At 66.3% G+C, this 21,113-nt stretch carries 29 protein-coding genes; 22 read left to right on the plus strand and 7 right to left on the minus strand.

Annotated features, from left to right (window positions below; all coding sequences use genetic code 11):
• Nucleotides 1–622: 622 nt before the first annotated feature.
• A complete protein-coding gene (locus HNP44_RS20890; RefSeq protein WP_374758746.1) occupies nt 623–1,297 on the plus strand; it encodes a 3-oxoacyl-[acyl-carrier-protein] synthase III C-terminal domain-containing protein in 675 nt (224 codons plus the stop codon).
• A gap of 49 nt (nt 1,298–1,346) precedes the next feature.
• On the opposite strand, the gene HNP44_RS04995 is transcribed toward HNP44_RS20890, so the two are convergent.
• Entirely contained in the window at nt 1,347–1,934 is a 588-nt protein-coding gene (locus HNP44_RS04995; RefSeq protein WP_259144832.1) for a TetR/AcrR family transcriptional regulator, read from the minus strand.
• Between the two features lie 201 nt (nt 1,935–2,135).
• On the opposite strand from HNP44_RS04995, the gene HNP44_RS05000 reads away from it, so the two are divergent.
• On the plus strand, nt 2,136–2,558 hold the full coding sequence (locus tag HNP44_RS05000; protein WP_259144830.1) for a hypothetical protein: 423 nt from the start codon (nt 2,136–2,138) through the stop codon (nt 2,556–2,558).
• 640 nt (nt 2,559–3,198) lie between these two features.
• On the opposite strand, the gene HNP44_RS05005 is transcribed toward HNP44_RS05000, so the two are convergent.
• Nucleotides 3,199–3,531, minus strand: coding sequence for a hypothetical protein (locus tag HNP44_RS05005; RefSeq protein ID WP_259144829.1), 333 nt, complete (start codon nt 3,529–3,531; stop codon nt 3,199–3,201).
• A gap of 84 nt (nt 3,532–3,615) precedes the next feature.
• Between HNP44_RS05005 and HNP44_RS05010 the strand changes: the two genes are divergently transcribed.
• The 3 genes from HNP44_RS05010 to istB all read left to right on the plus strand — a co-directional run bounded on the left by HNP44_RS05010 (nt 3,616) and on the right by istB (nt 7,116).
• Nucleotides 3,616–3,990: a hypothetical protein gene (locus HNP44_RS05010; RefSeq protein ID WP_259144828.1), complete on the plus strand. Its 375-nt coding sequence runs from the start codon at nt 3,616–3,618 to the stop codon at nt 3,988–3,990.
• A 544-nt stretch (nt 3,991–4,534) separates the two neighbouring features.
• The gene (gene istA / locus HNP44_RS05015) at nt 4,535–6,292 is read left to right on the plus strand and encodes an IS21 family transposase (protein ID WP_231703188.1); all 1,758 of its coding nucleotides are present in this window, start codon (nt 4,535–4,537) and stop codon (nt 6,290–6,292) included.
• A complete protein-coding gene (gene istB, locus HNP44_RS05020; RefSeq protein ID WP_068526535.1) occupies nt 6,289–7,116 on the plus strand; it encodes an IS21-like element helper ATPase IstB in 828 nt (275 codons plus the stop codon). Before istA ends, istB begins: the two co-directional genes overlap by 4 nt.
• Here istB and HNP44_RS05025 read toward each other — a convergent pair.
• Nucleotides 7,113–7,364, minus strand: coding sequence for a hypothetical protein (locus HNP44_RS05025; protein ID WP_133298647.1), 252 nt, complete (start codon nt 7,362–7,364; stop codon nt 7,113–7,115). The genes istB and HNP44_RS05025 overlap by 4 nt on opposite strands.
• 498 nt (nt 7,365–7,862) lie before the next feature.
• Here HNP44_RS05025 and HNP44_RS05030 point away from each other — a divergent pair, with 498 nt between their 5' ends.
• Complete coding sequence (locus HNP44_RS05030; RefSeq protein ID WP_259144818.1) at nt 7,863–8,144, plus strand: hypothetical protein; 282 nt, start codon at nt 7,863–7,865, stop codon at nt 8,142–8,144.
• Nucleotides 8,145–8,312: 168 nt separating this feature from the next.
• Here the strand turns inward: HNP44_RS05030 and HNP44_RS05035 are convergent, their stop codons facing one another.
• Entirely contained in the window at nt 8,313–8,867 is a 555-nt protein-coding gene (locus tag HNP44_RS05035) for a hypothetical protein (RefSeq protein ID WP_259144817.1), read from the minus strand.
• Between the two features lie 554 nt (nt 8,868–9,421).
• On the opposite strand from HNP44_RS05035, the gene HNP44_RS05040 reads away from it, so the two are divergent.
• The 16 genes from HNP44_RS05040 to HNP44_RS05115 all read left to right on the plus strand — a co-directional run bounded on the left by HNP44_RS05040 (nt 9,422) and on the right by HNP44_RS05115 (nt 19,124).
• Nucleotides 9,422–11,128 (plus strand): ParB/RepB/Spo0J family partition protein, encoded by a 1,707-nt coding sequence (locus tag HNP44_RS05040; RefSeq protein WP_259144815.1) that lies wholly within the window; start codon nt 9,422–9,424, stop codon nt 11,126–11,128.
• 658 nt (nt 11,129–11,786) lie between these two features.
• Nucleotides 11,787–12,077, plus strand: a complete 291-nt coding sequence (locus HNP44_RS05045) for a hypothetical protein (RefSeq protein WP_259144813.1) — start codon at nt 11,787–11,789, stop codon at nt 12,075–12,077.
• Between the two features lie 41 nt (nt 12,078–12,118).
• Entirely contained in the window at nt 12,119–12,475 is a 357-nt protein-coding gene (locus HNP44_RS05050) for a hypothetical protein (RefSeq protein ID WP_259144812.1), read from the plus strand.
• A 63-nt stretch (nt 12,476–12,538) separates the two neighbouring features.
• A complete protein-coding gene (locus HNP44_RS05055) occupies nt 12,539–12,874 on the plus strand; it encodes a hypothetical protein (RefSeq protein WP_259144810.1) in 336 nt (111 codons plus the stop codon).
• Nucleotides 12,871–13,050 (plus strand): hypothetical protein, encoded by a 180-nt coding sequence (locus tag HNP44_RS05060; RefSeq protein ID WP_259144809.1) that lies wholly within the window; start codon nt 12,871–12,873, stop codon nt 13,048–13,050. Before HNP44_RS05055 ends, HNP44_RS05060 begins: the two co-directional genes overlap by 4 nt.
• Before the next feature lie 437 nt (nt 13,051–13,487).
• Entirely contained in the window at nt 13,488–13,847 is a 360-nt protein-coding gene (locus HNP44_RS05065; protein ID WP_259144808.1) for a hypothetical protein, read from the plus strand.
• A gap of 41 nt (nt 13,848–13,888) precedes the next feature.
• Complete coding sequence (locus HNP44_RS05070; RefSeq protein WP_259144807.1) at nt 13,889–14,509, plus strand: hypothetical protein; 621 nt, start codon at nt 13,889–13,891, stop codon at nt 14,507–14,509.
• 101 nt (nt 14,510–14,610) lie between these two features.
• The gene (locus HNP44_RS05075) at nt 14,611–14,895 is read left to right on the plus strand and encodes a hypothetical protein (protein ID WP_259144805.1); all 285 of its coding nucleotides are present in this window, start codon (nt 14,611–14,613) and stop codon (nt 14,893–14,895) included.
• 311 nt (nt 14,896–15,206) lie between these two features.
• Nucleotides 15,207–15,884 carry a DUF2637 domain-containing protein gene (locus tag HNP44_RS05080; RefSeq protein WP_259144803.1) on the plus strand — a complete coding sequence of 226 codons (678 nt, stop codon included), beginning with the start codon at nt 15,207–15,209 and terminating at the stop codon, nt 15,882–15,884.
• 495 nt (nt 15,885–16,379) lie between these two features.
• Nucleotides 16,380–16,625: a glutaredoxin-like protein NrdH gene (gene nrdH / locus HNP44_RS05085; protein WP_259144801.1), complete on the plus strand. Its 246-nt coding sequence runs from the start codon at nt 16,380–16,382 to the stop codon at nt 16,623–16,625.
• 56 nt (nt 16,626–16,681) lie between these two features.
• On the plus strand, nt 16,682–17,242 hold the full coding sequence (locus tag HNP44_RS05090; RefSeq protein ID WP_259144800.1) for a hypothetical protein: 561 nt from the start codon (nt 16,682–16,684) through the stop codon (nt 17,240–17,242).
• A 13-nt stretch (nt 17,243–17,255) separates the two neighbouring features.
• On the plus strand, nt 17,256–17,561 hold the full coding sequence (locus tag HNP44_RS05095; protein WP_259144799.1) for a hypothetical protein: 306 nt from the start codon (nt 17,256–17,258) through the stop codon (nt 17,559–17,561).
• A gap of 57 nt (nt 17,562–17,618) precedes the next feature.
• The gene (locus HNP44_RS05100; protein ID WP_259144797.1) at nt 17,619–17,960 is read left to right on the plus strand and encodes a hypothetical protein; all 342 of its coding nucleotides are present in this window, start codon (nt 17,619–17,621) and stop codon (nt 17,958–17,960) included.
• Complete coding sequence (locus tag HNP44_RS05105; RefSeq protein WP_259144796.1) at nt 17,957–18,328, plus strand: hypothetical protein; 372 nt, start codon at nt 17,957–17,959, stop codon at nt 18,326–18,328. Before HNP44_RS05100 ends, HNP44_RS05105 begins: the two co-directional genes overlap by 4 nt.
• The gene (locus HNP44_RS05110; RefSeq protein ID WP_259144795.1) at nt 18,325–18,912 is read left to right on the plus strand and encodes a thermonuclease family protein; all 588 of its coding nucleotides are present in this window, start codon (nt 18,325–18,327) and stop codon (nt 18,910–18,912) included. Before HNP44_RS05105 ends, HNP44_RS05110 begins: the two co-directional genes overlap by 4 nt.
• Nucleotides 18,912–19,124 (plus strand): hypothetical protein, encoded by a 213-nt coding sequence (locus tag HNP44_RS05115; RefSeq protein WP_259144794.1) that lies wholly within the window; start codon nt 18,912–18,914, stop codon nt 19,122–19,124. Before HNP44_RS05110 ends, HNP44_RS05115 begins: the two co-directional genes overlap by 1 nt.
• 134 nt (nt 19,125–19,258) lie before the next feature.
• Here HNP44_RS05115 and HNP44_RS05120 read toward each other — a convergent pair whose 3' ends face one another.
• From HNP44_RS05120 to HNP44_RS05130, 3 genes are all read right to left on the minus strand, one after another.
• A complete protein-coding gene (locus HNP44_RS05120; RefSeq protein ID WP_259144793.1) occupies nt 19,259–19,552 on the minus strand; it encodes a hypothetical protein in 294 nt (97 codons plus the stop codon).
• Between the two features lie 88 nt (nt 19,553–19,640).
• On the minus strand, nt 19,641–20,225 hold the full coding sequence (locus HNP44_RS05125; RefSeq protein ID WP_259144791.1) for a hypothetical protein: 585 nt from the start codon (nt 20,223–20,225) through the stop codon (nt 19,641–19,643).
• A 46-nt stretch (nt 20,226–20,271) separates the two neighbouring features.
• The gene (locus HNP44_RS05130) at nt 20,272–20,694 is read right to left on the minus strand and encodes a hypothetical protein (RefSeq protein ID WP_259144789.1); all 423 of its coding nucleotides are present in this window, start codon (nt 20,692–20,694) and stop codon (nt 20,272–20,274) included.
• Nucleotides 20,695–21,113 lie beyond the last annotated feature (419 nt).

A 21,113-nucleotide genomic window follows, 5' to 3' on the forward strand; every position in this document is an offset into this window, starting at 1 on the left:
GCGCGGTGGACTGGCCGGACTGGGTGGCCTCTTGATGTTCCCGGGTCGAATGTTCTGTTCGTTGGCGTTGACATATTCAGGTTGGATGCGGAGGGTCTGATTATTGAATGCTGGTCCCAAGGCGCTGTCACATCGAGTGTCTGAAGTTTCCACGCACGTCCTCCTCTGGTCGCGGACGCGATCCCCATACGCTGTAGACGAATAAGGAGTTCAGTTGTTTCAATTGCTCAAGCATTCAATTCGATCATGTTCTATGGTCGGTCGGTGCGATGTTTAGTGACTTGGTTGATCGTAGAAGTCAGGGGCTGTTGCTATGATTCCGATTCTCACAAGTGCTGCACTGATCCCCGAAGACGTGGAGGTTGATGGGCGCCCCACGCTTCTTGATGATGGGTCGGTGGCGAAGGGCGTGGATTCCTTGCCGATTGGCGATGCACCAGCGCCAGACCTCGCTGTTCGAGCTGCGCGAGAAGCACTGAAGCGTGCAAACCTTCACCGCGATTCGATTTCTTTGGCTATGCACTGCTCTGTATTTCACCAAGGGCATCACCGCTGGTCTCCAACGCATTATATTCACGAAGAACTCGGCTTGAACGAAAGGTGTGTTCCTGTGGGCATCTCGATGCTGTGTAGCGGTGGTGCCGTAGCCCTTCAGGTCGCTGCCCGCTATCTTGCTGAGGGTGGTGCAGCGTTGATTACTTCAGGGGAACGCTATCGTGGTCCCGCTTGGGATCGGTGGGAGACTCACCCGGATATTGGGTACGGGGATGGTGCAGCGGCTGTCGTGATTGGTAGCCCTGGAGGATCAAGCGAGTACGCGATTTCTGGTATATCGCAAAGGACCGATTCGAGGTTGGAAGGTATCGAGCGCGGTGACCGTCCGTTCACTGAGCTGCCTGGGGCATGGCCATCTGGTGAGGAGTTGTCGGAAGCCAGGGAGGAGTTCTATGCGCGCGTCGGCCGGGATATGTTGCGTGAGTCGGCCGGAACCAACATGGCGGCGTGCGCGGAGGAGGCGTTGGCTGACGCGGGTTTCCCTGAGATTGTGTTCGCGGTTCCGCCAAGGTTGGGGCCAAGACTGCAGCGGGTTCTATTCGGCGAGGCTTTGCGCTCTCTGAGCACCGATTGGAGACAATTGGGTCGCAATACTGGTCACATGGGTGCCGGCGATTCGCTCGTTGCGATCGCTCAGATCATGGAAGGTGGGCTACTAGAACCTGGGCAGAGCGCTGCCGTCGTAGGCGGTGGAGGAGGGTTTACCTGGAGTTGCGTCATATTGACGAGACACTCAATTTAGTCATAAGCGCCGCATGTCTCCGTCGGAGTGGCATGGCTGCTTGCTTCTCCTAGAAGGAGAAGCACCTGGTCGTGACGGCGTGCGTAACGTCGGCCGCCCAAGCGTCGGACTCCACGAGCGATGTTAACCCCAGTTTCGCGAGAGAAGTGTTTTGTTGGCATAGGGCAAACAGTATTTTGATGTGAAGTGGCGCGAGTCCGGTGACGTCGCGGATGGCGCGCCACCGATAAGCCATCTGCGCGTGAACGGCCTCCCGAAACACCTCATTCGTAGCAGACGCGGCAAAAGCTTGCAACTCGAATAGTGCGTCGACGTCCTGTCGGCGAGTAAGAATCATGTGGCAGTTGTATACAGCGAGGGCAGCTTCTTTGCCATGAGGAAAACCTGTAGCAGCTGCGGCCATATTCTCTGACATGCGGGCGAAGGATAGGTCTATGCACTCCTCGAAGATCCGAGACTTCGACTTGAATAGGCGAAGTAGATATGATGGCGAGATACCGGCTGCTGCGGCGATTGTCTCGACTGAAGCCCCTCGGTATCCGACTTCGGAGAACGTCCTGATGGCCGCTTCGATGAAGAACTCGCGGCGCAGGACGGTTTGCGAGGGACCGTCCGCGGGCACGAGTGAGAGGGTCATAGGAGTAAGTGTATCGCACGTGCTCGCGTTGCGGAAAGCGCGTGCAGGGGATATGGTATGTGAGCGGAAGTAATGTGATTCGGTGTCGGTGGGCTTGCGTGATGCTGAGCGCATCCCGTCCTTTACGAGGTGCCTTTCCGGATGTCCTCCGACCTTTCGCAACGATCGGACTCAAGATGATCTCTAACGAAGGGAATAGCAATGGGCAACTTGTCGGCGGAGGAAGCTCGTAGTCGGATCCTCTTGTGGACTCGCATGTGGAATGGCGAGGTGGAGCTGGCGCGTGATATTTGTGCGAGCGATGTCCGCATCTTCTTTGGGCGGGATGCGTCTCTTCACGATGGAGATTCGATTTCGACGGTCGATGAACTTGTTGCTTTCGTAGAGGCATTCCGTGAGACATCTGGCACTTTTGATCCGGGGGTCGCGAAGGTTGCCGTTGAGTTTACTGATGTCGCCCAGAAGGTCGGACAAGATTTGTCGTGGGCTACGTCGCTCTGGAATGTCGCGGTCGGCAACCGCAATGCCGGCGGGATCGATTTGTTCGAGTTCAACGACGAGGGCCTGATCGAAGCGGTGTATTCGGTTACAGGTCAGCGTCCGGTGGTGTCGATTCAGCGCTGACGCGTTTCCGGAGGTTAGGGCGGCGGCTCCGCGGGGCGGGCTTGGCGGAGGATCTGCCGGAGGGTCAGACTGCGGCGTCGCTGGTCGCGGGATGGTGCCTTCGTCGGTTCTTTGCAGTCCGGCCAGGTAGGTATTGGCTGGTGAAGTGATTGCCCCGAACGTCAGCTCGCAAGGGTGTACGCGCGGCGGTAGTCTGAGTTCTGTCACCACACGTCTCTTGATGACACCCTCCGAGGATGGATGACAATCTTACCCCGGACGCTCCGGCGGGCGTTCGCGCCCGTTTTCTTCCTCGCGCCTATCTGCCTTGGATATCGGTCCTGGTTGGTACCTGATCGAGATTGACGTTGATCGAGAGCTCCGCTCAATTGATCCAGAGTGCCGGTTGGTGCAGGTCAAGGAGAAGTTTGGCGGTCTGCGCTACTACATCGAGTTCGAGCCCGACAGCCACGTCCAAGGTTCAATGTGCTGATACGGGCAGCCGAGCTTCAGTCGAAGCGCACGTTCGATGTTTGCGGTGCTTCGGGTGGGCCGGCGCAACGCGGGAGCTGGCTTCGGACGCTCTGTGCCGTGGATGCGGCGGCGGACAGTTTCATCCTCGACTCGGACGTGTCGAACTGACCCCGTCGAACGGAGCTGGTCAGCTGTCGGGTGCTGCGAGGATCTGCTCCAACGGCACGGTGATCTTGTAACCACCGTAGTTGAGGGTCATGCCGACCTGGTGGACGCCGGCATCGGCCAGCCGGCGCTGCAGAGCTTCGAGGACGTCCGTGACTTCGATGGCACCTGTTGTGTCCGTCAGTGCGGCAATTGAGTGGCGGAGTGTTCGAAGGGCGTTGCGATGCCGGTCGTCGATGAGGAGCTGCTCGGCGATGATCGTGTCGACCCGCGCTCGGAGTTCCGGCTCAGACAGGATTTGGCGGAGACGATCGTTACCGGAGACGAACCGCACTGGGCTGTAGGGATGAGCCATCCCTCAAGTATCCACCTCGGATGATCGAACGAGGTGGACAATGTGACTGAGGATGCGGCAGCCGCGCCTTAAGGCGCTGAGAAAGTGCTTGACGAGATCGTTGGGCCCTTCTGGCACTCCGAGACGGTTGCCGCTCACCTGAACTTGCCTGCAGGTGAGCTCGCGGACGACGTCGCAAAGGATCAGATCGTCTGGGCGCCGCTCGCGGATGGCACGTCCGTGTTTCCCGAGTGGCAGTTCGTTGCCGATCCTGGCGTCCAGGACAAGCTGCTCACTGTGTGGCGGGAGCTACGCAAGGCCGCAGATCCGTGGACTGCGGCGGTCTGGATGTGCTCGCCGGCGCGAGAGCTCGACGGGCAGTCGGTCGTCTCGTGTCTGGCGGATGATCCGTCGGACTCGAACCGCTCCGCGGTGGTGACGGATCTTGTCGCCGCGGATACCGCCAGGTGGCGGCACTAGCGTCGACAACCGTTTGATTCGGCAGCACGTCACGCGAGCGCTGTCCAGTGAAATTTCCGAGCGCATACCACTGAGTGTGCATATGTGTCAAACAACCTTGCCTTAGAATTTTCGAGTTTGGTTGTTTGACAATTGGCCGGGCGATGTGCGTTCCGCGTTCTAGGCGCGCGACACGCGGACTAAATGCGTCTGTTTGTGGCCGGAGGAAATGAACTTAAAATAGTTCATTTCGAGCACGGTTGGCTGATTGCCTGTTGAATTGGGTTGCAGTGTAGAGGATCTGGTAACGGCTGCTGATTTTGGAGCGGGCGTTACGTGCCAAGGTTCGGGCCGAGTTGGAAGGACTGGTGATGAAGCGGCCCTTTGTGGACGAAGCGTGAGTTTAGAGTTGATCTGGCTATGACAGCTTGAAGAGGCCCCGGCTCGACGGCTAGACCTGGCCCCGTTTGCGACTCGCCGGGTGGTGTTGCGACGGTTTGATCTGGCCCCACCTGATGGTTGCTCGTGAACATCGTTTCCGAGCCGAAGCAGGTGGTGGCCAATGATGGGATCGAAGGTGGAGCTGTTCGCGCAGATCCGGCGGGACGCCCGGGTCGAGGGCATGAGTATCCGGGCGTTGGCTCGCAAGCATGGCGTGCACCGGAGGACGGTGCGGCAGGCGTTGTCATCGGCGGAGCCGCCGCCGCGGAAGACGCCGGAGCGGTCGTCGCCGCGGTTGGACCGGTTCAAGGCGGCGATTGATGAGATGTTGCGGTCGGATCTGGATGCTCCGCGTAAGCAGCGGCACACCGCGACGCGGATCCGGGAACGCCTGGCGATCGAGCACGATGCGGTCGAGTTGTCGTATTCGACGGTGCGGGACTACGTGCGGGTCCGGCGGGCGCAGATCGAGGTGGAGGCCGGCCGCCGGACGGAGGTGTTCATCGCCCAGGACCACGCCCCGGGCGCGGAGGCGGAGGTCGACTTCGGCGAGGTCTGGGTGATCCTGGGCGGGGTGAAGACCAAGTGCCACATGTTCGTCTACCGGCTCTCGCACTCGGGCAAGGCCATTCACCGGGTCTATCCGACCGGCGGGCAGGAAGCGTTCCTCGAAGGGCACGTCGAGGCGTTCCGCGAGCTCGGCGGGGTCCCGACCCGGCATATCCGCTACGACAATCTCACCTCGGCGGTGGTCGCGGTCCTGCAGGGCGGAGACCGGCGGCGACAGGAGAACCCGCGGTGGACGTTGTTTCACTCGCACTACGGATTCGATCCGTTCTACTGCCAGCCCGGCATCGCCGGGGCGCACGAGAAGGGCGGCGTTGAAGGCGAGGTCGGATGGTTCCGCCGCAACCGGCTGACCCCAATGCCGCAGGTCGAGTCCCTCGATGAGCTCAACGAGCAGATCAAAGCCTGGGAGGACCGCGACGAGGGCCGCCGGATCGACGGACGACTGCGCACCATCGGCCAGGACTACGAGCACGACCGAGCAGCGCTCGCGCCGCTGCCGGTGGAGGATTTCGACCCGGGCCTGATCCTCACACCACGGGTCGATCGGTCGGCGATGATCACCGTTCGGATGGTGAAGTATTCGGTGCCGGCGCACCTGATCGGCCGCCGAGTCCGCGTCTCACTACAAGCCTCCCAGCTGCTGGTCTACGACGGCCGGACCCTGGTCGCGCGGCATCCACGGGTCGCCGGCCGCGGCACCGCGAAGATCGACCTCGACCACTACCTCGAGGTGCTCAAGTTCAAACCCGGTGCCCTGCCGGGATCAACGGCGTTGGCGCAGGCCCGCGCTGCCGGGGTGTTCACCGCCAGCCATGATGCGTTCTGGGCCGCCGCCCGACGAGTCAACGGCGACACCGACGGCACCAGCGAGCTGATCGACGTCCTGCTGCTGCACCGCAGCCTGCCCGCCGCGGCGGTGATCGCCGGCATCGATGCTGCATTGCGGGTCGGGGCGGTGAGCGCCGAGGTCGTCGCCGTTGAGGCTCGCCGCGCCGAAGCCCGCCTGCTCGCGCACGCCTCGGTCGCTGCCGACCAGACAGGTGGGGCCAACGCTGGCCGTCATCTCGATCGCCATGCCGAACGACGCGAGCAACGAGTTGTCAGCCTCACCCAACGACGGCTCGCAGACCCCGCGGCGGTGATCGCCGGCCTGCCACCCGACCGGCGACCGCTGCCCAGCGTTACGGCCTACGACCGCCTGCTCCCGCAGCACCGGCGACGCACTGCCTCCGACGCGCTACCTGCGTCGCTGGACCCACCACCGATTGAGTCGCTGGACCCACCACCGATTGAAAGGCCCACCCGGCTATGACCGCAACCGCCAATAAGAACCAGACGAATGCGCTGGCCCCGTCGTTGCGCCGCCGGGGCGGCCTCACCGAAGAAGCCGCCCTCGCCGCCGTTGACCAGGCCTGCCGGCGCCTACGCCTGCCGACAGTGCGGTCGATGATCGACCAGCACCTCACCGCCGCCGCCAAGCAGCAATTGTCCTACCAGGGGTTCCTCGCCGAACTCCTGCTCGCCGAAGTCGACGACCGGGACCGCCGCTCCACTGTTCGCCGCGTCAAAGCCGCGGGGTTCCCGCGGGAGAAGTGGCTGGCGGACTTCGACTTCGACGCCAACCCCGACATCGAACCCGCCACCATCCACCAGCTCGCCACCGGCGACTGGATCCGCCACGGACTGCCGCTCTGCCTCATCGGCGACTCCGGAACCGGCAAATCCCATCTGCTGATCGGATTGGGAACCGCTGCCGCCGAGCAAGGCTTTAGAGTCCGCTACACCCTCGCCACCAAACTAGTGAACGAGCTGGTCGAGGCCGCTGACGAGAAGCAGCTCGCGAAGACCATCAACCGCTACGGCCGCGTTGACCTGCTCATCATCGACGAGCTCGGCTACATGGAACTCGATCGCCGCGGCGCCGAACTGCTCTTCCAAGTCCTCACCGAACGCGAAGAGAAGAACAGCGTCGCGATCGCTTCCAACCAGTCCTTCTCCGGCTGGACAGACACCTTCACCGACCCACGACTCTGCGCCGCGATCGTCGACCGGCTCACCTACCGCGGCACCATCATCGAAACCGGCACTCACAGCTACCGCCTGGCTCACACCGAAGCAGCAGCTACCGCGGGCTAAGCGCGGCGTTCGTCCTTGACTACCGACAGATGCCGGCGCAAGGCCCGGTTCTGGTGAGTGACATAAACCACGGTCCACCGGGTCGTCAGGTTCGGCAGTGGCTCCCCGTCTTTAATCTTCACCCGGACCGATACCTGATCACCGAGCTGATCATCACGCGCGATCACGAACTCGGCATACGCACGCACCGACTCGCGATCCCAACCAGTCGGCGCAACCACACTGCGCACCCGCGGCCGCCCATCCACACCCCGGACTCTAGCGGCTCAGGGCCCCACTCAGGTGGGGCCGAATGAAACCGCCCTACCGGGGCCAGATCAACTTGACATAGCCAGGGGCTCCGGGCGGCCCTGTGGGGGCCGCACTCCGTACATGGCTCGCTGCGCTCGCGCACCCCCAACCCCCTGAAGGGGGCTCCGCGGCGACCGTGGTCGGGTTCTCGAGGTGGTCGGCGACCGTGGCCGGGTGATCGAGCGCGAGTTACGTTGGGGGAGCGCAACGCTTCTCAGTCTACCGTCGTGGGGGCCCGAGCCATCAAGCTCCGGCGCTGATCCGCCCCGCCCGTCCTCTGGTCGCTGCGCTCCCGCCGGCCGTGCGTCTCCGACCAATTTCAACCCACACTCGCTACGCTCGCTGAAATTGGCCTCCCGGCGGGCGCCTCCCACTTGACGGCCCACCCTCACGCCGGTCGACCGAGCCGCGTCAGCGCCCCACCCCACGGGGCGCACCAACCGAAGGGGCTCACCATGAACAGCATCGACCAGACCCGGTTCGTCATCACCGACGAGGATCCCGCCATCGTCCGCGCCGCCAAGCAGGGCAGTCTCGACGGCATCGCCCACGCAGAGCAGGTACACGCCGAGCAGCTCGCCGCCGGCACCGTCACCAGCTTCCCGACCTTCCTCGAGGCGGCGGCCGAGGCCAGCACCGCCGGCGCCGCCCTGAGCGACCACGAGGCCGAGGTCTACAGCACGGGCTTCGTCAACTGGGGAACCCTGCGGTGGTGGGAGCTCACGGACCTCCGCTGAGCATCCGCCTGGACCGCCGGCACCGTCGGCCCCATTGCGGGCCCGACGGGCCGCCCACCCGCGGGCGGCCCACACCGGCCACCTGCCGCGCCTGCGGCGCGGGGAAACGGCCGCTCCGCGGCTCTGCTCACCGTGCCCGCTGCGCGGGCACCAGGGGCGCCAGCGCCGCTACGCGGCGCTCTGCGGCGGCGGGACTTCCTCGCGCAGCTCGTCGAGCGCGTGCCTGACTCGTTTGAAGCTTGCACTCAACTGTGTCTCCACAGATTTCCCTAATTGTGGGCGCATTTGCGGAACCGTTTTTGTGTACAGATCGCCTTGCAAATATTCATTCAATGTGCCCACGAAGACGTCTCCGTCTCTTGCGATCTTAGAAACCTCGTTCAGGAAACGGAGTCTGCTAACGTTCGGCAGTCGAGTAGCGGGACCAATGTCCTCGATAGGTTCGAGCCACACGCCGAATATCTCACGAGTGATGCTAGCAAGCGTCAGTCCAAAGCTCTCGTATTCACGTCGGAGTCGCGCAAGTACGGCGAGCTCCATCGGCAGATTCTTCCATACGAGATCGTCTGTGGCGTCACGCTTGTCCAGGTCGTTAATTCCCATCGGACTTGAGGTCACCACGGTCAACAATTCGATGTCAGCCGCGCGCAGTCGGGCTGCTTTCACCGTCTGTTGCGCCAGGTACACGTGCTGCTCTGTCCAAGCACTCCACTCTGATGCCACTGGAGCTACCTTCCTGTAGTGCGGATACTCACGTCATTGCACCAGGTGAACGAGGTGCCACCGTCATTTTATCCCGCTGTGAGCAGTAGGAAGCGTTCAAAAGATCAAAAGCCGAAAAACGTTTTGTGCTACCGCGGCCCGCGCAACGCTGCCGGACCCCCGTCGCTCCCGCACAATCACCCCCAGTGCCCATTGCGTTCGAGCCACTCGCCTTCCGGCTTCAATCGCTCGTTATCGCCGTGATAGAACCTCGCCAAAAGGGCGCAACGTACAGGATGTAGCTACGAGGGTGCCCGAACGCGGCATTTACAGGAAAGTAGGCGAGGGGGTCGATATTGGCTCCTGGCTCACGCTAGAAAATTTCTCAGAAATAATTTCCGACCAGGCGCGAAAGAGGCAAAACCTGTCAGTGGGGACGAATACAATAAGGGTACAAGCAAGGAGAAAGGGGGAGGGTTCCACCGAGGCGACGAACGTCTCACCCACGACATGAAAGAAGGCCGGAAGCGCCACACTTCCGACCTTCAAACGATCAACACCTAGAAGGATACATCATGACCGCGACGATCAACACCACCGTCGACACGACCGAGCTGCAGCACGTCGCCCCCGGCGAGCTGACCATCGCTGAGAACGTGCGCACGAGCACCCTCAACATCACCGAGACGTGGATCGACAACCTCCGCGAGAACGGAGTTCTCGTACCCGTGCGGGCCACCCGCGACCCCGACGGCACCCTCCGCGTCGAGGACGGCCAGCGCCGCACCCTCGGCGCGATCGCCGCCGAGCTGCCGACCATCCCCGTCTACGTCATCGGGGACACCCTCGGCGGCGACGAGGGCACCATCGACCGGATCACCGGCCAGCTCGTCACCAACGACCAGCGGACCGGACTCAACCAGGCCGAACGCGTCGAGGCCGTCAACCAGCTCGCCCTCATCGGCGTCAGCGCCGCGCAGATCGCCAAGCGCACCGGCACCGACCGCGCGACCGTCGACCGGTCCCTCAAGATCGGCACCTCGCAGGCCGCGCGGGCCGCGCTGCAGACACCCGGTGACCTCACCCTCGATCACCTCGCCATGCTCGCCGACTTCGACGGCGACGAACAGGCGCAGGCCCGAATCATCCAGGCATTCAGCGGAAACCGCGTCCACGTCCATGCCCGCCTGATCCAGGAACGAGCCGACCGCGCCGCGTACGACCAGCACGCAACCGAGTACGCCCAGCAGTACGCCGCCGAGCACGGCACCGCGTACCTCAGTGTGCTGCCGTTCAACGCGAACGGCCACTACGGCGCGACCACCGAGACCCCGGACGGTGAGACCGTCTACAAGCTCGGGTACCTCTACACCGAAAACGGAACGGGGGAGGCCGCTGAGCTGAGCAACGTCACCGATCCCGCCCGCCTGTGGGTCTCGTTCAGCAGCGAGACGACCTACCGCACCGCCGACGGTGAGACCGTCGAGCCCTGGCAGGTCGAGGACTGGCAGGATCCCACCGAGAACGACGGTATCGACCCCGACACCGACGAGCCGTGGGAGGTCGACCCCGATCTGATCGACCCCGCCACCGTCGCCGAGACCACCGAGTGGACAGCCACCTGGTGGGTCGCGGACCCCGCCGCCGACAGCCTCGCGCGGCGCAGCTACAACGGCCAGCCCATCATCCCGACCGGGCAAGACGACGCCACGAGCGCCGAGGAGGAGGCCGAGGCGAAGAAGGTTGCACGTCGCCAGCTCATCGCGTTCAACAAGGCAGCCGACGCCGCCCAGACCGTCCGGCGTGAGCACCTGACCAAGCTGCTCACGCGCAAGACGCCGCCCAAGGGTGCCGCCGAGCTGACCGCCCGCGTCATGATCGCCGGGGGAGCGGGCCACCGCCAGGTGTCCGACCCCGACGTCAAGAGCCTCGCAGCGAAGCTGCTCGGAGAAACCAGCTACGGCAGCTCGTGGGCCACCAAGCCCATGACCCCGGGCCGCGCCCAGGTCATCGCGCTCGCGTACGCGCTCGCCGCGCACGAGACCGGCTACGACCGCGACTCCCATCGCCAGGAGAGCCGCCACCCCGCGCTGCGCGACTACCTCGCGTTCCTCGTCACCACCGGCTACACCGTGGCCGAGGTCGAGACCATCATCACCGACCAGGCCGACCGCGCCGCCGTCCTCGCCGCGCTCAAGGGCGAACCCCTCGCCGACGATAGCGACGACGAGGACCACACGGACGAGTGCGACGTCCCCGACGCCGACGACGAGGAGGAGTAACCACACCAGCCTGGCGCGCCCGCCCCACCAGGGACGGGCGCGCCGCGCTGCGCGCGGCCCGGACTGCACCCTGACGGGCGCATCGGCCGGACACCCAACTGTGGACCGCGCACCCACCGCCCTCATGGGCACGGACTCCGACAGACCTTCGGAGCCTCCGCCGCACCCAATCGGGCGGGCGCGGACCCACAGCCGGGCACCGCCCGAGGATCGCACTGGAGGACGCCCTACGGGCGAGGTCACACGGCGGCTTCGCCGCTTGCACCCCTCCCAACCTCCCCTCAACGAGGGGAGGAGTCCACACGCTTCGCGGTGGGGCCGGCTTCGCCGGCATCGAGCCTACGGCCCTCATCATCAAGAGCGGGTGTTCTTGTGCCGCAGTCTATGACAGCCCGGCCTACGCCGAAAATCTGAACTCGGCAAGCCTCGACCCGGCCCTCGAAATTTCCGCAGAAAACCTTTCCGCCGCCGCATCGTCCCCGAGGCCGGCCTACGCCAAGCAGTCAGCGGCGACGCAAAGCTCGCTTCGCGCCCTTCGGGTTTCACGGAATTTTCGAGGGCCGGGCAATCAGATTTGCAGCTCCGGCCGGGCTGCTCATAGAGCGGCAATTACAAGAACAAGCCACCACCTCAACGCCAGCGAAAGGCTCAGCCCGCCATGACTGTTCACGACAACCCCGTTCGTCCGCTCGGATGGAACACCCCCGGCGGCCCTACCGTCAGCGTCGCCGAGCTGTTCGGCTACAGCAACCCGGAACATCCTGACTACATCGCCGGGACCGAGCAGCCCACCGCCGCCGAGTGGACCGACGCCGACGAGATCGCCGCAGAGTACGACCTCCCGCCGCTCACCCGCACCCGGCCCGACGAGACCCCCGGGAACCGCGCCTACCTCCGCGCCCAGCTGCGCCGCGCCCTGTGCCGCGCAGGCGTCGACGTCATCGCATAACCCGACGCCACCACCCCGACCAGCCGAAAGGAAAGCCGCACATGGCGACTCAAGCACCGAACATCACCCGGACATCCCCCCAGATCGACGACCCGCGCCGCGTCCTGCCGACCTTGCCGGGGATGGTCTCCGGCATCGTCGCGACCGGCACCGATGAGCGCGGCAAGACGACCGCGACCGTGCAGTGCGCGACGTGCCTACGGACCGCGACCGACATCGTGATCCTCGCGGTGAACTGGGCCGACTTCGGCGGCGACGGCGACCGATCCAGCGCGTACAACCCGCGCGGCCCCCGCCGACCGTATCGCCGGTGCGCCGAATGCCAGCTGGCAGCAAGGCACCCCGAACAGGTGAAAGTTGAGAACGAAATGGCGGATCAGAATAACGCCAACGAATAGCGAACAGCAGCAGAACTTGTCAGTGGGAACGATTAGAATGAAGGCAACAGAAAGGGGAATTCAATGCTAACAGCACCGTGGGCGACATTGATTGTCGGACTTATCGGTGTCGCCGGTGTGCTGCTGACGATGTGGCAGCGTAGCCGCTCCGAGGCCAAGGACCGCGCCCACCGCGCGATGCACGACGGGCGTACGGAGTGGTGGCGGCGCTACCAGTGGGCGGCAGAGCAGGCCAACCAGGCCGAGAACTTCGAGGCCCAGGAGTTCGGCAAAGCCGTCTTGAGCGCACTGACCGACGAGACGGAGACCATCACCGGCAGCGAGCGCGCGATCCTGCGGGCGGTAGCCAAACGCAGGACGAAGAGGGACAATCGGAACCAGAGGAGGAACGCACGATGACTGCAACCGTGAACGAGAGCGCCGAACAGCGCGCGAACGCCGACTACGAGCTGACCGGCGACACCCCCGAGTCTCGCCGCCTCAGCGCCGAAATCCTGGTCAAGCTCGACCGCCAGGAGGGCAAGACCCCCGATCAGTGGGTTCTCGACGTCGCAGAAGGCCGACTGCCCGCCTAAGCCTCGCAGACCCGCAAGGAGCCGCCCCACCGCCAAGGTGGGGCGGCTCCCGTCGTTCTGGGGGCCTCACGCGCCGCCGGCGCGTCGCCCCTGTGCGCAGCCGCCGGCCCACGCCGGCCGATCGCAAGCTCCGCCCGAGCGGGGCCGGCGTCCGCGCACAGGGGCGCTCTTCGCCCGGAGCCGTCCCCGACCGCTCGAGCTCGGCGCACGTTGGGCCGTTTCCCTGGCGCCGAAATTGTATCTAGTGGGGCGGGAGGGAATGTCAAGTTGCTCACAAAACTTTTTCGGAATTTCTTTCGGGGCTACGCCCTATCCGAAAAAATTCCAAGAAAAACTTATTGCTCGCTGCCTTGACATTCCCTCCCGCCCCAAGAGATCGGCGTGTACCAGGTAAAGGCCGAAACCGAATCGGCCAGAACCTCACGAAAGGCGCGGGAATGGACACCATCGCACGACAGCTCCCCACGAGGCACGGATTTGCCCTGTGGGACTACTTCGCCGTACTGACCACCGAGCACGAGACCACCGTGACCGTCGGCACCGTCGAGGCCACCCACCTCATCACCGCCCGCCTGTTCATCGCGGACGCGCTACCCGGCGCGCCCCGCCCGATCCCCGGGCAACCCGCGTGGTGGTGGAGCCAGCCGACCGGCTGCGAGCTGCTCCACGCCCGGCCCAGCGGATCCAGCTTCCGCGCGTACCGCTGTGAGGCATACGCCCGCCGCGAGAACACCGGCGTGACAGTGATTCTCGCGCCCCGCTGGCCGCTGCGATTCAGCATCGCCAACGAGCACTGACCACCCACCCGTCTCACCGATCCGGAAGGACACCCCAGACCATGAACAACACCCCGATCAACTACAGCCGCCACATCAACGGCCCGCGCTCGCAGAACGTCGGCGGCGCGATCGTCACCCGCGTCTCGCTCGACCTCACCGGCGAACTCAGCGGCAAGGTCACCGTGACCGACGCGGGCACCGCAGGCGCAAGCCTCACCGTGGAACTTGCGAACCAGCTGGTCATGCACTTCTTCTCCGCCTACCACGTCCAGCACGTCGCCGGATTCCTCGCGCTCGCGCGACAGGCGAGTTTCGGACTCGCGGCGGATCACTCCGCCGCCTGGCCGCAGGCCCACAACCGCACCGGCGGCATCGCCCGGACGGTACTCACGTGGACCAGCGCCCCGGCGGGCACCGCCGAGCGCCGCGAGTTCGCGCACCCGATCAGCGGGAAGGTGTGGCCGCTGGTCTCGCTCACCCTGCGGCCCATCACGCTCAACGTGCTGGACCGCGCCGCGCTCGATTCGCTGCTCGACCTCATGGGCCGCGCACACGCCGCCGCCGTGGCGAACCTGCCCGACGGTGCCGAGGCCACCGCGAACCCGCTCGCGCCGAGCTGGAAGCCCCGCGCCGTCGCGCACCGCACCATCGGCGAAGGGTGGATCGACAACCGCGCCTGACCGCGCGATCGCGCGCACAAGTTAGCCGACGAAACCACTGGTCTGTGGATGACCAGTGGTTTCGCCGTCTCCGCGCCGACGCGGGGGAGCAGACTTGACGCATGATCACTTGGAGCATCGGCATCACCACGTTCGACACGACCACCACCACGACCAGCCGCAGCGGCGCAGCGTTCGAGCGCGCCGACGCGATCGACGAGGCCCGCGCGGCCGCGCACGAGCTGCTCGACCAGCACACCGCCAGCACCGGCGGCCGAGGCCTCGCGCACCTGTCCATCACCATCGACGACCAGGTGGTCGCCGTCGTCAGCACTGGAGACGCCCCCGGCACACCCGACACCCTGCAGGCCCACCAGGACCTCGATGAGCTGCACATCGACGCCTGACCTTCAAAAGTGTTGCACTGAAGTGGATTCAGCCGCTAGGCTGCGAATGCACGCCAGCAGCGCGGGACCATCCCAGCGCCAGCGTGAACCCCGGCCCGGCACACGTCGTGTTCGACGTCGCCGTCGTCGCCGCCACCTCTCAACACCCCTCACGAACGAATAGGTGGCGGCGCCGCCGTCAACGTCGAACACGAGGCGCATCCGCTCCGCGGACGCACACCGCGCGCTCCGCAAGCGCGGTGGCCGGCTTCGCCGGAACGACCGGCTCCGCCGGACTCCCTACCACTTCCCACAGCAGCAGGAGCCTCACCATGAGTAGCGTCCCCGCACCGCAGACCACCAGCGCGACCAGTCCGGCGGTCCGCGCCGGCGCGCTCGTCCTCACCGCGGCGGTCGCCGCCGGCGCCTTCGCCGTCAGCTTCCACGCGCTCACCGAGTTCGCCGGCCGCAACGCGGTACCCGCGCACCTCGCGTGGATCTGGGCCGTCGTCGTCGACGCGACGATCCTCGCCGGCACCCTCGCCCACGTCGCCCTTCCCGCCGCGCGCCGGCCGAAGATGATCTTCCTCGGCGGCACCGCCGTGTCGATCGCCGCCAACGCGGCCCATGCCTGGCCCGCGGGCGCGGCCGCGGTGGCCGTCGCGATCGTGCCGCCGGTCGCCCTGGCCGTCCTCGTCGAGCAGTGCATCGACCTCGCCCGCACACGCAACAGCGCACAGGAGCAGACGATCACCGCACCGCCCGCGCCCGGCACCGTCGCCCGCCTCGAGGAGCCGGTCCCGACGCCGGCCACCGAGACCGGCCCCACCTCGAGCACCGCGGCCACCGTCCGGCCGCTCTTCCCCGCCGGCCAGCTCGCGCCCACCGTCGACCTCACCGCCGGCCAGCTCGCGCCCACCGTCGACCTCACCGCCGGCTGGCGGCACAGCGCGCCCCGCGGCCGCAGCGCCGGCCGAACCCGCCTCACCGAAGCCGCGCGCGCCGCGTAGCCTTCGCGTACCGTCGACCCCGAGCCGCCCGCGCCGCACCCGTCCCCCCACGGAGAGCGCCGGGCGGCTTCTCCATGCCCACCTGCCGGCGGACGGGCGATCAGCCCGCCACCAGGCCGGCCCGGCAGCGCGCGCACCCCCGTGCCGTTCCCTGAAGCCGCAAATTATATCTGGTGGTGAGATATTGCCTGTCAAGGCGCGAAAAACTTTTCTGCAATTTCGGGGCTACGCCCAATTCCGAAATTACAAGAAAACTTTTTCGCTTCATCCTTGACAGGCAATATCTCACCAAGAGCGCGGCATCTATCAGGGAAAGGCCCACTCTAAACGGGCACCTAACGCCATTGTTTCCACCAGTTCGGAGGCCGGAAAAATGATCAAGATATTTCTAGGAAAGGGTGGACAATAGCCCGCCATTACTATAGACTGGAAGCATCAAAGGGAAACGATCTTCCCGCCCCCGAAACCATTCCACCACCGCGAGAGGTGAATTCCATGAACACCACCACTGTCACCGTTTACACCAAGCCCGCCTGCGTCCAGTGCACCGCCACCGAACGCGCACTCACCAAGGCCGGCATCGCCTTCAACAAGGTTGACGTGACCGAGGATCCCGCCGCCCGCGACTACGTCCTGGCCCTGGGCTACCTGCAGGCCCCCGTAGTCGTGGCGGGCGAGAGCCACTGGTCCGGATTCAGGCCGGATCGAATTTCCGCACTGAAGGCCACCATCGCCGCCTGAAGAGCACGACACCACCGCCGGCCACCCACCACTGACGAACGGAAGGAACCAGGACCATGACCGCCACCCTCGAGCACCACGCCGCTGCACAGGCCCCCGTGATCGACGGGGCGGACCTGGACTTCACCCCCGAGCCTGCCGCGCCGGCCACCGTCGAGCAGCTCGTCCTCGCCGCGCTCCTGCGCGCCACGCAGACCGAAGCGCTGTCGTACCTCGCGCACCTCGACGCACAGGACTTCACCGGCAGCCACCGCGTGATCCTCGACGCGATCGCCGCCGTCACCGCCGACATTGCGCCGGCCGCGCAACTGGTCCTCGCACATCTGCGTGAAACCGGACACCTTGCAGGTGACAAGGGCAACCTGAACCGCAACGCCCTCCGGGTCCTCGTCACCGTCGACGCCGAGCCCAACGGCCTCCGGTTCTACGTGCACGAGCTGCTCACCACCAGCCTGCGCCGCGCGATCAGCGAAGCCGGCCACGCCATGACCGCCGCCGCCGAGGAGCTGCCCACCGCCGACCTGTGGGAGCAGTTCCAGAGCATCGGCCGGCGGGTCCGCGACGGACACCAGGCCCGCCTCACCGCCTTCCGCGCCGCCCACAACCTCCCGAACTGACCAGGAGCCCGCCATGCCGAACCGCACACAGATCCTCACCGCCGCGGCCGCGATCGCCGGAACAGCCGGCGCGCTGCGCATCATCGTCAGCGAAGTCCGATTCCGCGCCACCCTCGCCGACCGCAAGCGGCGTTTCGACGCCTATTTCGCCGCCAGCGACGAGCTGCGCGCACTAAGCAAAGAGGCCTTCGAGCTGTATATCGCCGCCGCCGATCCTTTCTCCGAGGAGGCGCAACGTGCATACGACCTCGACAAGCGCGCGTTCGACATCTTCATGGCCGCATCGTCCCGCTTCCAAGAGATGCACGCCCACAGCTGACCGCCCAACGCCTCCGCCACCACAAGCACCCCGACGTACGGGAAGGACCCCCCGACCATGACCGCGATCATCAACCTCGAAGCGAACGAGTACCGGATCCCCGGCGTCCTCGACGAGCTGCCCGAGATCATGCCCTCCAACATCGTCGAGCGTCGCGAGTTCCTTCGCCGTCACGACGACGAGGAACTTCGGGGCCGGATCCACGCCCGCCGTGAGGCCGCGGTCGACATGGCCCGACGGTGGCTCCACCTCGCGGAGGTGTGCCTGTGCGGTGATTTCGACCCGGATGAGCCGGGCGATCTGCAGGCGTTCGAGTACGCCGCCGACAACGTGCGCAAGCTCCTCGCGGAGGCTGCACGACTCGACGAGCTGCTCAAGCCGCCGGCGGAGCGGCAGTGACTGCCGACGTGCCGGCGGCGGACGCCGACGAGACCGAGGAGCAGGCCCGCCCGCGCCCGCTCCTCGAGGAGATCCGCGAGCTGGAGAACGACTTGAAGACAGCCGGCCTTAAGGCCGAGCTGAGCACCTGGCACGACGTGCTCCTTATCGGCACCGCCGGCGGCGGCATCATCACCGCCGGCCTGAGCAGTGACCGATCCACCTGGTGGGCGAACGGCGCCGTCGGATGCTTCGCCCACGATCTCACCGGCGACAGTCTCACGGCCGCCGTCATGGCGGAGATCGCCAGGCACGGCAAGATCGCCGCCGAGGCGGACCACCGCGACGCGCTCCGACGCGACGCCGCGATGCTGGAGCAGATCGCATGACCACCCGGCGAACGCGCACCGTCCGCTCGGTCACTGCGCTTGTGGCGATCGTCGCCGCCCTCGCTCTCACCTGGAACACCTACGCGCGGAGCCAACCCGACGCCGCGCGCGCCGCGATCGCGCCCGCGCGACCCACCGCCGCGATCGACGGCCCGTGGCGCGTCGTGCGCGTCACCGATGGGGACACGATCAGCGTCGCGCGAACCGGCAGCGGGGGAGCGGTCACCGTCCGTCTCCTGGGCATCGACTCACCCGAGACCGTCGACCCGCGCAAGCCCGTCCAGTGCTACGGCCGCGAGGCCAGCGCATCCCTCAAGCAGCTCCTTGCCGGCCGCACCGTCGACCTCGAGCACGGACCCGAGGCGACCGACAAGTACGGCCGCGTACTCGCGTACGTCTGGATCGGCGACGAGCTCGTCAACTACCGCCAGGTCCTCGACGGCTACGCCCGCGAATACACCTACGGCGCGCGGCCGGCACAGCATGCCGCGGCGATCCGCGCCGCCCAGGCCGAAGCCCGCACCGCCGGCCGCGGACTGTGGGCGCCGGCCGGGTGCAACGGAACGACGGAAGGACCGCGTTGATGAACCACCAACAGGATGATCCGGCCGGGGCTCCGGCAGCGTTCGATCTGTACGACCGAGAGGCGTGGACGCTGCGCCATCGCGACCGCCTACCGTGGGCGGCGATCGCCACTCGGCTCGACGAGCCCGAGGTGCACGTGAAGATGCGCGTCAACCGCTACATCGCAGCGACCGACGCCGCGGCCGACGCCGCGCAGGGCACGTTGTTCTGACTCACAGGTCTGGCACCCCATCCGTTCCGTGGCGTGCCGAAGGCCCCTCAGAGGCTTTGAGACGACCGTGGCCCCGACCTTCCATAGGGTCGGGGCCACGAGGCCGAGCAGTGAAGCACAGATCGAATCAGACGTTACGAGGGCGCAATCAGCCGCAGCGGCGAGACGCGCCACGCGGCGCGCCCGAGACGCGTGCGCCACTGCCCGGACTTGAGTCGGTGCACCAGGTGACCGAACAGCCACAGCGCCAGGCCGCCGCCGACGCGCCAGGCGAATCCGTGGACGCCGGAGACATCCCAGGCGTGCCACCACAGGGTGAGGATCCCGTCGACCGCGAGCAGCCCGCCGGCCACGCGGAGAATCCACGGAGCGAACAGGCCGAGTACCAGGACGCCCGCGATGCCGAGACCGATCATCGAACCAGGCATGTGAGCCCCTTCCGCTTGCAGTTGCCCAGGACGATAGACCCGCCCACCGACACGAACGCCTCGATCGCCGGCGCGCGGCGTGCCGGCCTCACCACAGCGTCAGCCGATCCGGATCGTCCCAAGCTGCCTCGAACCGTCGCCGGTCCCACCCATCGGCCAGCGCTTCACGTAGCCGGCGCGATCGTGCCGCCCGCGCGGCGACCTCCTGCCCGACCCAGTACCGCCCGCGGTTCTGCCGGCTCATGTGCGCCAGGTTCTCCGCCTGCGTCCCGGCCCGCGCGTGCTTGGCCGCCGGCCGCACGCACGCAGGGTTGTCGCAGTCATGCATCGCGACCACATCGGCGCCGATCCACCCGCCGATGATCTCCTGTCGACGCAACTCCGCCTGCAGCGCGACCGCGCCCAGGACGCCCGCGGCCGCAGCGTCGACGGCGACGCCGATCGCCGCGCCGCCCGCCACTGCGTACCGGTTGGCCCGGACGACATCGCGGCCGGGCCGACCGAGCCAGAACCGGCCGTAACCGTCGTCGCCGAGCGCTCCCATCCATACCCAGCAGTCCCGAGGTTCGGGTCCGCCGACGATGAACGATGCGAAGCGCACCAGCTCCGCGACGTGGTCCGCGTCGGTGGTGTCGACCTCCAGACCTAACGCATCGGTGCTCGCCCTCGACATGGCGCGCCCCTAACGCATCCCGGCAGAGCCGAGCGGCCGCCGCCGCTCAGGCCGCGTCGCTTGCCGATCCATCCGCTGCATCGTCGTCGGCGCCGGGGCCCGGCTGCTCCGTTGCGGCCGCGTCCGCGGGGGCCTCCTTGACGGTCTCCTTCGGAGCCGCCTTCTCCGCTGCGGGTGCTGCCGGCGCTTCGGCCCGGGCCCGGTGTGCCGCCGCGAGCTGGCTCAGCTTGGCCGCCGGCCATCCGACCAGATCCGACAGGTACGAGGCGGACATGCCGCCGTCCAAGATCCCCGCCGTCGTCTCGCTCAGGCGTTCCTCCCACTCGGAGACCTTGTCGGCCACGGTGAAGAAGTCCGTCACCGCCTTCGTGTCCGCGCGTTGCTTCTCCTCGATGAGGCGCTTCTGCTCCTGCGCCCGTGCCGCCAGAGCGGACCGTGCGTTCTCCCGGGAACTCGTAGTTGATGCCATCGGTGATACCTCCATCGCTCTCTGCGCCCCGGTCCGCTCTCCAACAAGCAGGCGAGGCATGAACTTGTGCCAGGTCCGAGGGTATCGCTCGGCCGGGGCCTCCCGCCAGCATCGGGCCCGATTTCCCCGCGCCGCACGAGCACGGCCGCTCAGCCCGAAATCGAGCCGCCCACGGGCGGCGCTGCATCGTCGCCGCTGCCGCGGCGGGGTGCGGCCCTAGCCCGGAGCGGGCGTGCGTCCCGCGCCCGGCTCGCGCATGGCCCCGCACGCGGGGCCCCGTCCAAGTTGAGAGGGCCAAGACTCGTTCGCACGTCGAACGATGGGTGCCTGCCGTGAAGATTTGGGAGCCCAGGGTCTTCGTCGGCTGCTGCGCTATCGCTCCGCAAAACGCCTCCTCGTGTCCGCTGCACTCCAGCCGC

Origin of the sequence: Tsukamurella ocularis, from assembly GCF_024807615.1 — a bacterium.
Taxonomy (GTDB): domain Bacteria; phylum Actinomycetota; class Actinomycetes; order Mycobacteriales; family Mycobacteriaceae; genus Tsukamurella; species Tsukamurella ocularis.